Origin of the sequence: uncultured Paraglaciecola sp., from assembly GCF_963977085.1 — a bacterium.
In the GTDB taxonomy this organism is placed as follows: Bacteria; Pseudomonadota; Gammaproteobacteria; order Enterobacterales; family Alteromonadaceae; genus Paraglaciecola.
The window spans coordinates 22,833-36,871 of sequence record NZ_CAXBNC010000028.1 but is presented as its reverse complement, the minus strand read 5'-3'; the positions used below and the strand labels follow the sequence as shown (position 1 = coordinate 36,871).

14 protein-coding genes are annotated in these 14,039 nt (G+C 43.3%); 13 read left to right on the top strand and 1 reads right to left on the bottom strand.

The features are described 5' to 3' along the window. Window positions 1–144: 144 nt before the first annotated feature. The 12 genes from AAC000_RS21380 to cobD all read left to right on the top strand — a co-directional run bounded on the left by AAC000_RS21380 (window position 145) and on the right by cobD (window position 10,792). Entirely contained in the window at window positions 145–978 is an 834-nt protein-coding gene (locus AAC000_RS21380) for an ABC transporter ATP-binding protein (protein ID WP_339725728.1), read from the top strand. Next, a complete protein-coding gene (locus tag AAC000_RS21375; protein WP_339725726.1) occupies window positions 975–1,997 on the top strand; it encodes an iron ABC transporter permease in 1,023 nt (340 codons plus the stop codon). The genes AAC000_RS21380 and AAC000_RS21375 overlap by 4 nt, the downstream gene beginning before the upstream one ends. Before the next feature lie 29 nt (window positions 1,998–2,026). After that, on the top strand, window positions 2,027–3,121 hold the full coding sequence (gene cobT / locus AAC000_RS21370) for a nicotinate-nucleotide--dimethylbenzimidazole phosphoribosyltransferase (RefSeq protein WP_339725724.1): 1,095 nt from the start codon (window positions 2,027–2,029) through the stop codon (window positions 3,119–3,121). 10 nt (window positions 3,122–3,131) lie between these two features. Next, the gene (locus AAC000_RS21365) at window positions 3,132–3,920 is read left to right on the top strand and encodes an adenosylcobinamide-GDP ribazoletransferase (protein WP_339725722.1); all 789 of its coding nucleotides are present in this window, start codon (window positions 3,132–3,134) and stop codon (window positions 3,918–3,920) included. Window positions 3,921–3,936: 16 nt separating this feature from the next. Beyond that, complete coding sequence (gene cobU, locus AAC000_RS21360; protein ID WP_339725720.1) at window positions 3,937–4,473, top strand: bifunctional adenosylcobinamide kinase/adenosylcobinamide-phosphate guanylyltransferase; 537 nt, start codon at window positions 3,937–3,939, stop codon at window positions 4,471–4,473. After that, a complete protein-coding gene (locus tag AAC000_RS21355; RefSeq protein ID WP_339725719.1) occupies window positions 4,470–5,156 on the top strand; it encodes a histidine phosphatase family protein in 687 nt (228 codons plus the stop codon). The genes cobU and AAC000_RS21355 overlap by 4 nt, the downstream gene beginning before the upstream one ends. 3 nt (window positions 5,157–5,159) lie before the next feature. After that, on the top strand, window positions 5,160–6,644 hold the full coding sequence (locus AAC000_RS21350; protein WP_339725717.1) for a cobyric acid synthase: 1,485 nt from the start codon (window positions 5,160–5,162) through the stop codon (window positions 6,642–6,644). Between the two features lie 15 nt (window positions 6,645–6,659). Next, entirely contained in the window at window positions 6,660–7,262 is a 603-nt protein-coding gene (gene cobO, locus AAC000_RS21345) for a cob(I)yrinic acid a,c-diamide adenosyltransferase (protein WP_339725715.1), read from the top strand. Window positions 7,263–7,297: 35 nt separating this feature from the next. After that, window positions 7,298–8,155 carry a cobalamin-binding protein gene (locus tag AAC000_RS21340; protein ID WP_339725753.1) on the top strand — a complete coding sequence of 286 codons (858 nt, stop codon included), beginning with the start codon at window positions 7,298–7,300 and terminating at the stop codon, window positions 8,153–8,155. A 134-nt stretch (window positions 8,156–8,289) separates the two neighbouring features. Next, entirely contained in the window at window positions 8,290–8,841 is a 552-nt protein-coding gene (locus AAC000_RS21335) for a histidine phosphatase family protein (protein ID WP_339725713.1), read from the top strand. Further along, window positions 8,838–9,779 carry an adenosylcobinamide-phosphate synthase CbiB gene (gene cbiB, locus AAC000_RS21330; protein ID WP_339725711.1) on the top strand — a complete coding sequence of 314 codons (942 nt, stop codon included), beginning with the start codon at window positions 8,838–8,840 and terminating at the stop codon, window positions 9,777–9,779. The genes AAC000_RS21335 and cbiB overlap by 4 nt, the downstream gene beginning before the upstream one ends. Further along, window positions 9,764–10,792: a threonine-phosphate decarboxylase CobD gene (cobD, locus tag AAC000_RS21325; protein WP_339725709.1), complete on the top strand. Its 1,029-nt coding sequence runs from the start codon at window positions 9,764–9,766 to the stop codon at window positions 10,790–10,792. The genes cbiB and cobD overlap by 16 nt, the downstream gene beginning before the upstream one ends. On the opposite strand, the gene AAC000_RS21320 is transcribed toward cobD, so the two are convergent. Then, window positions 10,789–11,619, bottom strand: coding sequence for a LysR family transcriptional regulator (locus tag AAC000_RS21320; protein WP_339725707.1), 831 nt, complete (start codon window positions 11,617–11,619; stop codon window positions 10,789–10,791). The two genes, cobD and AAC000_RS21320, sit on opposite strands and share 4 nt — an antisense overlap. Window positions 11,620–11,788: 169 nt before the next feature. Here AAC000_RS21320 and AAC000_RS21315 point away from each other — a divergent pair, with 169 nt between their 5' ends. Beyond that, window positions 11,789–14,008: a thiamine pyrophosphate-dependent enzyme gene (locus AAC000_RS21315; RefSeq protein WP_339725751.1), complete on the top strand. Its 2,220-nt coding sequence runs from the start codon at window positions 11,789–11,791 to the stop codon at window positions 14,006–14,008. The last annotated feature ends 31 nt before the right edge of the window (window positions 14,009–14,039 follow it).

Sequence of the window (14,039 nt, the reverse complement as noted above, 5' to 3'; positions counted from 1 at the left end):
TGAGATCCTTTTAATTTTCGTGCGGGAACACACGGATACATTATCTCTGAAGCGCTTTTATGCTGTTGTTGATGTGTTTTCCTGCCTGCGTTACTTGAGTCATCACTTTGATTGTGAATGTAGTGAATAACACTGAGCCTAAACATGTCTAATCCCAGCTCTCTTATTGCCAACAATGTGAACCTTAAAATTGGGCCGCAGCAGATTTTGTCTGATGTGTGTCTTAATTTGGATGCAGGTAAAGTGATGGGTGTGTTGGGTCCTAATGGTGCGGGCAAAACCAGTTTACTTAAGATGTTGTCTGGGCAATTAGCCAGTCAGCATAGTGTAAGTTGGAATAATAAGGCGCTGACAGATTACGATCCTATGTCGTTGGCGCAGCAAATCGCAGTGGTCAACCAACTTAACGACAGTGTTTTTGCCTTAGACCTTTATCAAATTGTGCGCATGGGCTTGTTGCCCCATAAATCCTTACTTAGCAGGCAAACGAGTGATGACGACAAACGTATCAGTGATGCCATCACTCGGGTTGGCCTCCAGGGAAAAATAAAACAAAGCTTTAGCTCTTTATCTGGCGGAGAGCAACAACGAGGGTTGATCGCCCGTGCCTTAGTGCAAAAAGCAGCACTGATAGTTTTGGATGAACCGGTTAATCACCTTGATGTGTATTATCAACACCAAGTGCTGAAACTACTGCGTTCCCTAGCGCATAAATTAAATATGACAGTAGTGATGAGCTTGCATGACTTAAATCTTGCAGCGAATTATTGCGACCATTTATGCCTTTTGGATAAAGGGCAAATGGTTGCCCAAGGCTCACCAGAACAAGTGCTCACCTCAGAGCGCTTACAACAGGTATTTAAGCTCCCCTGTCAAGTCAGGCATGATAGCTACGACAAGGCCTTTCGAGTGGATTTTTATCCGCCTAATGAAGTTGAAATGGATGTTATGCCAGCGACCAAGGACGCAAAAACATGACCAAAAAGTGGCTGTTTTTATGTTTACTGGTTTTGGTTTCGCCTATTGCTGCGCTATTTTTTGGCGCGGCGGATTTATCCAGCAAGCAGCTTATTGAATGCATCACCCAAGGTTGCCAAGATCCAGTAAACAACATGATTTTTTGGGAAATTCGCGCACCTAGAGTCTTTGTAGGTTTTTTAGTGGGAGCAGGCTTAGCAGTGGCAGGGGCTACTTTGCAGAATATTACTCGCAATGGCTTAGCCGATCCCTATTTATTTGGCGTGGTATCAGGAGCAGGTTTAGGTGCCAGTATTGCGACTTTGTTATTTGACAGCAAGTTAGCCGAGCAGCTTGGGTTAATGCAAATGTTTCCTGGCTTATCCTTTTCGCTGGCCTTGCCTTTTGCCGCTTTTTTAGGCGCTTTGTTTTCGGTATTTTTAGTGCAAATTTTGGCGTCTAAAACCTTTGGTAGCAAAACCGAACATATGCTTTTGGCAGGCATAGCGGTGTCTTTTATGTTGAGTGCATTCAGCCATTTTATATTATTTTTAGGTGAACCTTTTGCGGCTAATAAGGTGATTTTTTGGCTAATGGGCAGCTTGGCTAGAGTGGAAATTTGGTATGCATGGGTAATGCTGCCGGTAGTGGTGATCAGTGTGGCCATATTGTTACTTTACGGGCGACATATGGACGCTTTACTACTCGGTGACGAAAACGCTAAAACCTTAGGTGTACAAGTGACTCGTTTACGCATTTTATCCTTGGCAATTTGTGCTGCCTTAACTGCCTGTATTGTGTCTTATTGTGGGGGTATTGGTTTTGTAGGTTTAATGATCCCACATATTGTCAGAAGTTGGTTAGGAGTGACCAGCCGTATCGTCATTGTGGGCTGCGTGCTGCTAGGCGGGTGTTTTATGGTGTGGGTTGATGTGTTGGCCCGTGTGGCACTGCCCAGCCAAGAAATTCCCATTGGCATTATCACCTCTGCTATCGGCAGTGTATTTTTTCTCTTGGTGATGAGCCAAAGACGTCATTGATAAACAAGCTACAAGGTAATTAAATAAGCATGAACCTAACATTGCCCGCCGTTTTTACCGCGGAGTATTGGAATATACCGCTACTTGACCAGACTCGGCTGCCCGAGATCCAACAGCGTATCGATGCCAAAACTAAACCTATGGGTGCTTTAGGTCAACTTGAGTCCATCGCTAAAAACTTAAGCCTGACACAAGGTTATCTATCAGGCAATTACCAACAGATTCAGATAAATCACCCCAGCATAATGATTTTTGCGGCGGACCACGGCATTGCCGCGAATGGAGTGAGTATTGCCCCAAGTGCAGTAACTGGGCAAATGGTGGCTAACTTTTTAGCTGGCGGCGCTGCCATTAATTGTTTTTGCGACAGCTTAGATATTCAGCTCAAAGTAGTGGATGCGGGCATGTTATCCCCAGTCGAAGCCTCTCATCCCATTTTAATTAACCAGCCTATCGGAGCTGGTACAGCTGACTTTTCTAAGCAAGCTGCGATGACTACTGTTCAAGCTCAGCAGTGTTTAATAATGGGCGAAAAAGCAGCTAAATTACAATTAGACACAGGGACTAACCTGTTAGGTTTTGGCGAAATGGGTATTGGCAATACTAGTGCTGCGTCGGCCTTATTTAGTGCGTTAACCGGTTTACCTGCGGAGCAAACGACTGGAGCAGGAACGGGCATTACAGCAGAACAATTAGCTAAGAAAATCCAGTTGATTAGCCTATCGCAGCAGCGAGTGAAACAAAAATACGCAGCAGAGACATTAGATAGCTACGCAGCTTTAATGGAAGTCGGTGGGTTTGAGATTGGCCAAATAGTAGGAGCCATGTTGGCCACGGCTAGCGCCGCAAAAACTATATTAGTGGATGGTTTTATAGTTTCGGTTGCCGCGTTAATTGCCATTCGTATTGCCCCACAGGCACAACAATTTATGTTGTTTGCTCACTGCTCTGCTGAAAATGCCCATCTGCGATTACTCAAAGAACTAAAAGCGACGCCAATGCTGGATTTAGGATTACGATTAGGCGAAGGCACAGGCGCTGCGTTGGCGGTGCCTTTACTGCGAGTTGCCGGTAACTTCTACAATAATATGGCCACCTTTGACAGTGCACAAGTCACAGTATGAGTAAACCTAAATGAAGCACTGGCTTAAGTACCAGATAAATTTATTTTGTTTAGCGCTAAGTTTTTTTAGCCGAATTCCCATGGTCAAAAACCTGCAATACAGCCCTAGTAAAATGCGTAGAGCCAGTCGTTATTTTCCATTAGTGGGCTGGCTTTTGGCGATTTGCTTAGTTGCAGTCTACTGGGTAACTGCACCTCTAGTTGGTGTCTCGGTGGCCATTTGTTTACTGATCATTGTAAGTCTACTGATGACCGGGGCATTACACGAAGATGGTTTGGCAGACACCTTTGATGGTTTTTTTGGTGGTATCACATCAGAGCGCAAACTCGCCATTATGAAGGATAGTCGTATTGGCACTTACGGCACTTGTGCATTAGTAATGGCATTGCTAAGTAAATTTGTTTTGCTCAGCGCACTTGCAGAACAAGGTTTGATAGTAGTGAGTTTGTTACTGGCATATCCACTGTCTAGAGCCATGGCACTTAGCCTAGTGCAAGACATGCCCTATCTGGCCAATCAAGTCGCCAACAGTGCCAGTAAAAGTGAACCTTTAGCTAGACCTTTTAGCTTAAAAGTATTGTTGTTTGTGCTGTTCAGCGGGGCAATGGCCAGTATTTTGTTGCCTTTTTGGACAGTTGCCTATGTGGTAATTGCAGCCTTAGTTTTAAGGTACTGGTTACGCTTTTGGATGACAAAACATATTAATGGTTACACCGGCGATTGCCTTGGCACTGCGCAACAACTACACGAGTTATTGATCTATTTTATTATTTTATCTAATTCACAAATAACATTATAAAACAAGGAGTTAATTGATGATACATCTGGTATTAGGGGGCGCTCGTTCGGGTAAGTCTCGCTTTGCTTTAGAGCAAGTGAAGCAACTTAGCGAAAGCACAAATTTACCTGTGACTTTTGTTGCTACAGCTACGTCCATCGATCCAGAAATGGCCCAAAGAATTGCCATCCACAAAGCTGAACGTCCCGACTATTGGCGGGTGGCTGAGATACCACTTCGTCTCAACTTACTTTTGGCAGAAACCGAAGTTTTACCGAAACAAATTTTGCTGATTGATTGTTTAACGTTATGGCTAAACAACCAATTATTTGAGTACCCTAAGCAAAATTTCAAAACCTTATTTGATGAATTATTCAGCGCCCTAAAAAAATCTAAATGTGACATTTTTTTAGTGTCCAACGAGGTAGGTCTAGGTGTCATTCCTATGGGTGAAGTGAGTCGTACTTTTGTAGATCAAGCGGGCTGGCTTAACCAAGCCTTGGCAGCATTGGTGGATAAAGTCACATTTACCGCTGCAGGATTGCCTATGACGTTAAAAGATACAACAAAATGACACTGGACCTTAACCAATCAAAAGCCACACAGTCTGACGCAACCCGGTGTGGCGAGACCCAATTTGATATCATCCGCCATGGCCAAATTGATGGACCGGCTGCATTATATGGTCGAACCGATGTTGCGTTAAGCCCTGAAGGTTGGCAACAGATGTATCAACAAACGAATCGCTTGCCAATTTTCGACAACATCATTAGCTCGCCACTAAGGCGCTGCCAAAATTTTGCTACAGAACTCGCTGCAGATCATGGTCTAACATTACAAATTGAAGCTGGCCTGCAAGAATGTGATTTTGGTGAATGGGATGGTATTAAATTTGACGACCATTCCCAGCACTGGCCTTTAATGACGTCATTTTGGCATGACCCTGACCATAACACGCCACCTCAAGGTGAATCCTTAGAAAGCTTTCATAATAGAGTGGTGTCAACTTGGCAGTCGTTGAGTCAACAACATCTTGGGCAGCACAATTTATTGGTTTGTCACGGTGGTGTTATCAGGCAGATATTAGCGCATATTTTACCCACAGATTGGCGCGCAGGAGATTGGTACAGCCAATTACAAATAGGTTACGCCAGTTTAACGCGGATTATTATTCCCGCTCACCCAGAGGCCAAACCTAGTGTGGCTTTTATTGGACTGCCCGCTGACTTTGGGCGTATCGACATTGATTTTGAATAATTCATGAGTAAGGCATCAAGCTTAATGATCCAAGGCACCACATCGGATGCTGGAAAAAGTGTTTTAGTTGCAGGGTTTTGTCGTTGCCTAAAACGAATGGGGTATCACGTCGCTCCCTTTAAGCCACAAAATATGGCATTAAATAGTGCGGTTACCACTGATGGTGGAGAAATCGGCCGCGCCCAAGCGTTACAAGCGCTAGCGGCCGGAATAGCGCCACATGTAGATATGAACCCTGTATTACTTAAGCCAAGCAGTGATACCGGCGCACAAGTAATTATTCACGGCAAAGCCATTAGTCAGATGCAAGCTCAGGCTTATCATGACTATAAAAAAGTGGCGATGCAGGCGGTATTAGATTCCCATCAACGCTTATCACAACAATATCAAGTGATAGTGGTAGAAGGCGCGGGAAGCCCAGCAGAAATTAACTTGCGTGAAGGTGACATTGCCAATATGGGCTTTGCCGAAGCGGTGGATTGTCCGGTTATCTTAATAGCGGACATCGACAAAGGTGGTGTATTTGCCCATTTAGTCGGCACCCTAGATTTACTATCGCAAAGCGAACAGGACCGCGTTGTGGGATTTGTAATCAATAAATTTCGCGGTGATATTGCTTTGTTGCAAAGCGGTTTAGACTGGTTAGAACAGCGTACCAACAAGCCGGTTTTGGGCGTATTACCTTATTTGATGGACTTACAACTCGCCGAAGAAGACGCCATCCAAGCCAATCAATCTATTCACCAAGACGACATACGATTGCGAATTACCGTGCCTGTTTTCTCGCGCATCAGCAATCACACCGATTTTGATATGTTGCGAGCTCACCCTCAAGTAGCCTTAACTTTTGTGCGCCAAGGGCAAAAGTTGCCGCCATCTGATCTGATTATTTTACCCGGCAGTAAAAATGTCAGGGCAGACTTAGCCTTGCTAAGACAACATGCTTGGGATCAAGACATTGCCAAACACTTGCGCTACGGTGGCAAAGTATTAGGTATCTGTGGCGGCTATCAAATGCTCGGGCAAAACATTTGCGATCCAAGAGGAATTGAAGGCAGCAAGGGTACTTCACAAGGATTAGGTTATCTGCCCATACAAACCACACTACAAAGTGAAAAACAGCTGACTCATAGTCAAGGTAAATTAAAGCTTAGCCTAGGGGCAAATGGCAAACAGGTTGAAGCAACAGTGTTGGGTTACCAAATACATCTAGGGCACAGTGAAATAGAAGAGGGAAGTCAGATTTTTGTGGAATTAAACGATGGACAACTTGAAGGTTGCGTGAGTAACGATAACCAAGTTGCGGGAAGTTATTTACATGGCATGTTTGATTCACCGAAGGCCTTACAACAAATACTCGCTTGGGCGGGTGCAGACACAGATGAAGTGGAATCCTATGCAGCACAACAAGAGCGTGAATTAGATCGACTAGCAGATGCTTGTATGCAGCATTTAGACTGGAAAAAAATAGCAACCTTAATCAATTAAGTAAAGAGTAAGAATATGACTGATGAAAAAGACAACGACCGCCATAAAAAACGCATGCAAGAGCAAAAAGCCAAAGTGGATGAACGAATTGCAGCGGCCCAAGAAGATAAAGGATTACTGCTGGTATTAACCGGCAATGGCAAAGGTAAATCCACTGCTGGTTTTGGTACTATTGCCCGCGCCGTTGGCCACGGCTTAAAAGCCGCAGTGGTGCAATATGTTAAAGGTGGCTGGGAATGTGGCGAACGTAATTTATTAGAAAAAAACGCTGTCGAGTTTCATGTTATGGGCACGGGGTTCACCTGGGAAACCCAAGATAAAGACACCGATATTCAAGCCGCTCAAGCAGCATGGCAACACAGTAAAAAATTACTGCAAGACCCGTCTATTGATGTGGTGCTGCTTGATGAAATCACCTACATGATCACTTATAAATATATCGACTTGGATGAAGTTTTAGCGGCATTAAACGCTAGGCCAAAAGACCAACACGTGGTGATCACTGGCCGCGCTTGCCATCGCTCCATTATCGAATTAGCTGATACCGTCAGTGAAGTAAGGCCGGTCAAACATGCCTTCGATAACGGTATCAAAGCACAAAAAGGTATTGACTGGTGAGTCAACTAAAAAGTCATTTTTTAAATCTATTTTTACTGGGGGCGCTTGCGTTACAAACCAGTTACTCCATAGCTAAAACTGATAGTAATGACTCACTACAAAAGCAACGTATCATCGCCCTTGCTCCGCACATTGTGGAGTCTTTGTATGCCATAGGAGCAGGTGAACAAATCATTGGCACCACGGCACATGCCGACTACCCCAAAGACGCTGAAGCTATTTTGCAGGTAGGTAATTACGCCCGATTACAAATCGAAAAAATTATTCAACTTAAACCTGACGTGATCATTGCCTGGAAAACAGGCAACCCGTCGGATGATTTAGCAAGGCTAGAAAAGTACCAATTAAAAGTGATGTATTCCGATCCTCAAACCTTAGAAGATGTGGGCAAGGAATTAATCATGTTAGGCAAACTGACAGGTCGAGAAACCGTCGCCAACAATGTAGCCGAAGGTTATCTAAGTAAACTTCAAAAAATAAGACAAAGCTACGGCGGGAAACAAAAGGTCAGTGTGTTTTATGAATTGTGGTCACGGCCATTACGTACAGTGGCAAACAAAGCCTGGCCACAACAACAGCTCGAGCTATGTGGTGCCAGTAATCCATTTGCTAATGCCCAAGACGATTATCCCTCTATTGGCCTAGAACAGGTGTTAGTCACCCTACCTCAAGTCGTTATCCAACCGGCTCATACGGGAACAGACAACCCTGACGGTCTGAATTGGCGACAATGGCAGCATGTTCCGGCGGTAAAAAACAACTTCATATTTCATCCTAATGCCGACAAAGTACATCGGATGACCATGCGTATGTTAGATGAAGTGATGATTTTATGTGAGCAAATCAACACTGCTAGAGCGTTTTACTTCCCTCTGGCGTTAAAAACAAACTAAGTGTGGGGTATCTCTCTTTGGTTTCAATAAAAACCAGGCGGCATTATTGCCAATAAAGCAGCCGTCAAATGAGCTAGGTTTATACTGTAGACAGATAGGGTAATTTTATTAAACACACATTGAAAGGGACATTTTTGTATTTATGTCGCCACGGACAGAGCCACTACAATGCCCAAGGAAAACTCCAAGGACAACTCGAAAGTCCCCTTACTTGCTTAGGTAAAACACAAGCTAAACAATTAGCCATTAGCGCTAAGAGTTGGGGGATTACACATATTATCAGTTCGTCGTTGAGCCGCGCTCAACAAACGGCACAGATCTGTGGGCAACTACTTGAGGTACCTGTTGCCATACAAACTGGATTGGAAGAACGACATTATGGGCATTGGCAAGGCTCCTCTATCAGTCAATTGCCAGACTTCGAAGAATTCAAACAGCATTGTTATTCACACCTTGATTTAGCACCATGTGCTGGTGCTGAGTCCACTGCACAGGTACGCACGCGAATGGAGAAACAACTCAGTGTACTGGCTCAAGCGCCCTCCACAGGAAACCTTTTAGTTATCAGCCACGGTGATGCCATAGATTGTTTAATAACTAGTTGGTCTGCCCCTAGACACATGAAAAATAGCCAGCATTTACGTTTAATCAAAGAAGCAAATAACTTTGTCTTGGATAATCGATGAACCACCTGCTCTTGATAGCGTTGCAGATGGCTGGCGCGTTAATACTGGACAAATTTTTTGGAGAGTTTCCGCGTTACCATCCTTTGGTAGGTTTTGGCAAAGTAGCGAGTTTTGTCGAGGAAAAATGTAACCTAGTGCCTCATTCCAAAAACCGGATTATAGGCTGTATTGCTTGCCTATTATTAGTGTTACCTGTGCCACTGCTCTTTTTTACCCTGAACCAACACAGTGTGACGTTTTGGCTATTAGAAACCTTTGTATTGTATTTGGCCATTGGGCAGCGCAGCCTAACGCAACATGCAGAGCAGATATTGCATCCTTTACAACAGCATGACTTAGCAACAGCGCGGCACTTCACTGGATATCTGGTAAGTCGCGACACACAAAATATGTCACAGCAAGATATGACCCGGGCTACGGTTGAGTCGGTGTTAGAAAACGGTCACGATGCCGTGATAGCCAGCTTATTTTATTTTTTATTAGGCGGTGCACCTTTGGTTATTTTACATCGACTCGTTAATACTTTGGATGCCATGTGGGGATACAAAACCCAGCGTTTTTTACAGTTTGGCTGGTGCGCCGCACGATTAGATGACTTGTTGGGTTTCTTGAGTGCCTGGGCTACTTGTTTGACTTATGGTTTACAAGCTAAACCCTTATACAGGTTAACAAAAATACTGCCCCGCGCCTGGCGACAAAGCCAACAATATAAAAGCCAAAATGGCGGTTTGTGTATGTCTGTGGGCGCGCAAGTATTGGAATTTAGCATAGGCGGCTTAGCAAGTTATCATGGTGAACTTGTAGCTGGTTCATCTCTAGGGTTAGGTAGAAAAGTACAAGTTTCTGACATTTATGCCAGCACCCAGTTGGTCAAAAAGGCCAGTTGGTGGTGGATTATTTTAGTCTTATCAGTGGGATTTTTATGGCTGATTTTTTAACACTCTCGGACCCTTTAGTGCATGGCGGACAACTTACTAAAATGGCCGAACACTATGGCATCCCATTAGAAAAATGGCTCGATTTATCCACTGGCATTGCCCCTTTTAGTTATCCAATTCCGGCTATACCCTCTCATGTATGGCAACGTTTACCAGAACCATGTAACGCACTGCAAACAGCTGCTCGTGATTATTACCAAACCCACAATTTGTTGGCTATTTCTGGCAGCCAAGTCATTATTCAGCTAATACCTCAAATAGCACAGCAGCAAGGTTATGCTGCAAGCCGCGTATGGTTACCTGAAGTCGGTTATCAAGAACATCACAAAGCATGGCAAAACGCCGCATACCCAAGCATTAGATACAGAGAAATTGAAGAGCTTAAACAATTAAAGACTCAAGATATTGTAATATTAATTAACCCTAACAACCCCAGTGGCACGCTTTATTCTTATCCACAAGTTGCAGAATTATTTCACCAAGTAAAAGTCAATAATGGTCTACTGATAATCGATGAAGCCTTTATGGATTGTACGCCGCAACACTCTTTTATTAATCAAATCGACAGTCCTAACCTGATTATCCTGCGTTCATTAGGTAAGTTTTTTGGATTAGCTGGCCTACGTTTAGGTTTTGTCGCTGCTGCAAATTCATGGCTCGCACTTTTTAAACGCCACTTAGGTCCATGGAGTATTAATGGTCCTGCCCAATATATTGGGCAACAAGCACTAATAGATAATACTTGGCAAAACAAACAACGCCATCTCCTCGCTGAGCATAGCGGGCAACTCGCTAAACTGTTGCAACAACGTTTTAAACAGCCTCCCTCAGGCACAATGCTTTTTCAAACGGTAAAATGTCAACAGGCTGAAGTGTTGTTTGACAAATTATGCCAACAAGGTATTTATGTGCGTTTATGCGATGAAAAAAATGCATTACGTTTTGGTATCCCCACCAGCAGTGAGCTGATACGACTACAATTGGCCTTATCTACCACACCAGAACTAGACTAAGAAATAGTTGCCCCCACTAAATGTTGCAACACTGTCACTGTGTCAGAATCATGCATGTAACCTAAACCAATCTCCCGAGAAATAGACAAGTTGTTGATAGACTTAAAGTGCATATTTTTGTCTTTGACTATATCGTCGGATACCGGAATAAAGGCACAACCTAGTCCCGCTTTGACTAAACCTAAAGCATATTCAATGGTTTGTATTTTTGCTCTGGTATCTACGCTGACATTCCCATTGGCGAGGGCTTGTTTTAAATACGCCCAGCCTTCACAGGGACTTCGTTGAATAAAAGCCAAACCTTGTAAGTCGGTAATACTAAGGCTGTCGATTAAAGCTAGCGGATGATGTAGAGGAATAGCCAATTGATATGCCTCTTGCCACATGGGCACAAAATGTTCCTTGGTTAACAATAAGTCGCGGCTAATAATCCGCGCCTGGCAAGGTTCATCTTGGGAGACTAAGGTGAGTTCTAATGAGTCAACAGAACGAGTAAACCTGCCTAACAAATCACTCATTCTTGCCACACCTAAACCTTTAATTAATCCCAATCTAAAAGGGGTTTTAGTGGTGTCTGTGCTAAATACGTCGCGGATGGCGCTAGCTTGCCCCAATAATTGTTTGGCTAAAGGATAAAGTTGCTCACCTGCATGGGTAGCTTTTACCCCCCTAGCATGACGAACAAACAAGCTAGTAGATAAACTGTGTTCTAATTGCTTCAATGATGCAGATATGGAAGGCTGAGCGACAAATTTTTTCTTTGAAGCCGCGCTTAAACTACCCGTTTCATAGATAGCGACAAAATACTCCAATGCACGTAAATCCACTTTATTTTCTCTTAGATTTGGTATAGGTAAAAACTATAGCAAATGAAGGTTATTAATATTATTCCTTTATCTAAATAATGCTTATGATTTGCTCAAGTTAAATCTAAGCCTACCAAAATATGGCTTATAGACTTTTATCTAAGCTGTAGATTTGGGATATAACAACATGATGCAAGATCGCAATATCAAGGTTAAACAACAGATTATTGAGGCCATAGAGTCTGATTCTTTACCTACTGTCACTTCTTCATTCACACCTGCAGAAGTGGGTTTGTCGAACACTCAGTTGATTGACTTGTTTGAATCACAAGTAATGAGTCGGCACCTAGATTTTCAGTCGCGAGTCATGCAAAAACAAGGGCAGAGTTTTTATACCATTGGCAGTGCAGGACATGAGGGTAATGCGGCCTGTGCCTTAGCCTTTAGACCTAATGACATGGCTTTTTTGCATTACCGAAGTGGTGCCTTTGTAATACAGCGCTCTAAACAAGTGCCTGATCAAAACCCTTTGTACGATATGCTGCTGAGTTTTGCAGCCTCTTCTGATGATCCTATTTCTGGTGGCAGGCACAAAGTGTTAGGCAGTAAAAGCCTGTTTATTCCTCCACAAACCAGCACCATTGCCTCACACTTACCTAAAGCCGTAGGCACCGCTTTCAGCATAAGCCTTTCGCGAAAAGTGACTGTAGATAATCTATTAGAAAAAGACGGCGTGGTGATTTGCAATTTTGGTGATGCCTCGTCGAATCATTCCACCGCCCAAGGCGCCATCAATGCTGCGGCATGGGCTGCCTTCCAGTCAGTGCCAATCCCAATAGTTTTTATATGTGAAGACAACGGCATTGGGATCTCAACCGCTACACCAAAAGGTTGGGTACAAGCTAATTTCCAACATAGGGCTGGTTTACATTATATCCAATGTGATGGATTGGATTTACTCGACACTTATCATAAAAGCCAACAAGCGGTTGAGATTGCCAGAAAACTACGTAAGCCAGTATTTTTGCATATGCGAACCGTGCGATTACTTGGGCATGCGGGTTCTGACTCTGAATTTACTTACCGAAGTAATGCCTATATTGAAGACACTGAAGCTCACGATCCTTTGTTATTTAGTGCTGCACTGTTATTGAAACATGATTGTTTGAAAGGCCAGCAAATAATTGATTTATATAAAGATATAGAAAAACGCGTAGAACAAATCAGTCAAACCGTTATCACTAAACCTAAGCTAACCAGTGCAGAGCAAATAAAACGCAGTATTATCCCGCCTAAATTAAACAAGCCATACCTCAGTAAAGTATCTAAATCGCAGCGGGATGCGTTATTCAGCCATGAAAAACATAACCTAACTAAGAAACAACATCTCGCCAAATTATTAAATTGGACCATGCTGGATTTAATGGCACAGCAAAAAAATATAGTCATGTGTGGTGAAGATATTGGCGCAAAAGGTGGCGTGTATAACGTCACCAGTAAACTGGCAGACAAATTTGGTCCACAAAGGATCATCAATACTTTACTTGATGAACAATCTATCTTGGGTATGGCAATAGGTTTAGCCCACAACGGTTTTTTGCCTATGCCAGAGATCCAGTTTTTAGCTTATGTGCATAATGCTGAAGATCAAATACGCGGCGAGGCGGCTACCCTGCCCTTCTTTTCGAATGGTCAATTCACTAATCCTATGGTCATCAGGATCGCAGGTTTAGCCTACCAGCGTGGCTTTGGTGGGCATTTTCATAACGACAATTCTTTTGCAGTATTTCGTGATATTCCAGGGTTAATCATTGCCTGCCCTTCAAACGGAGCCGATGCAGTGGAGATGCTTAGAGAATCCGTTAGATTGGCACAAGAAGAACAAAGAGTGGTGATTTTTATTGAGCCCATTGCGCTCTATATGAAAAAAGACTTACATCAAGAAGGTGATGCACTTTGGTCATTTGATTATGTGCCCCCTAGTGAAGCAAAGCCGATTAAAAATGGGCAGTTAGGGTGTTTTGGCAAAGGTAAAGACCTGTGTATCATCAGTTACGGCAACGGTTATTACCTGAGTCGTCAGGCTGAAAAACAGCTAGCTGAATCAGGTATTCATTGCACCGTGATTGATTTACGTTGGCTGGCCCCCCTTGACGAAACCGCCATTATTAAGGCTATTGGGAACATAAAAAATGTGTTGATAGTGGATGAATGTCGCCAAACAGGATCCATTAGCGAAGCATTAATAACGTTACTGCTTGAAAAGGATAAAAACGTTTCAAAGCGAAAAATCGCTCGGCTTACCGCCCATGATAGTTTTATCCCTTTGGGGGCAGCAAGTTATCAAGTGTTACCTTCATGTGAATTGATTGTCGAACAAGTCAAGTTCATGTTAAATAAAGAGAAATAATAATAGGACGCCTAAAATTTAGCCGATAAAA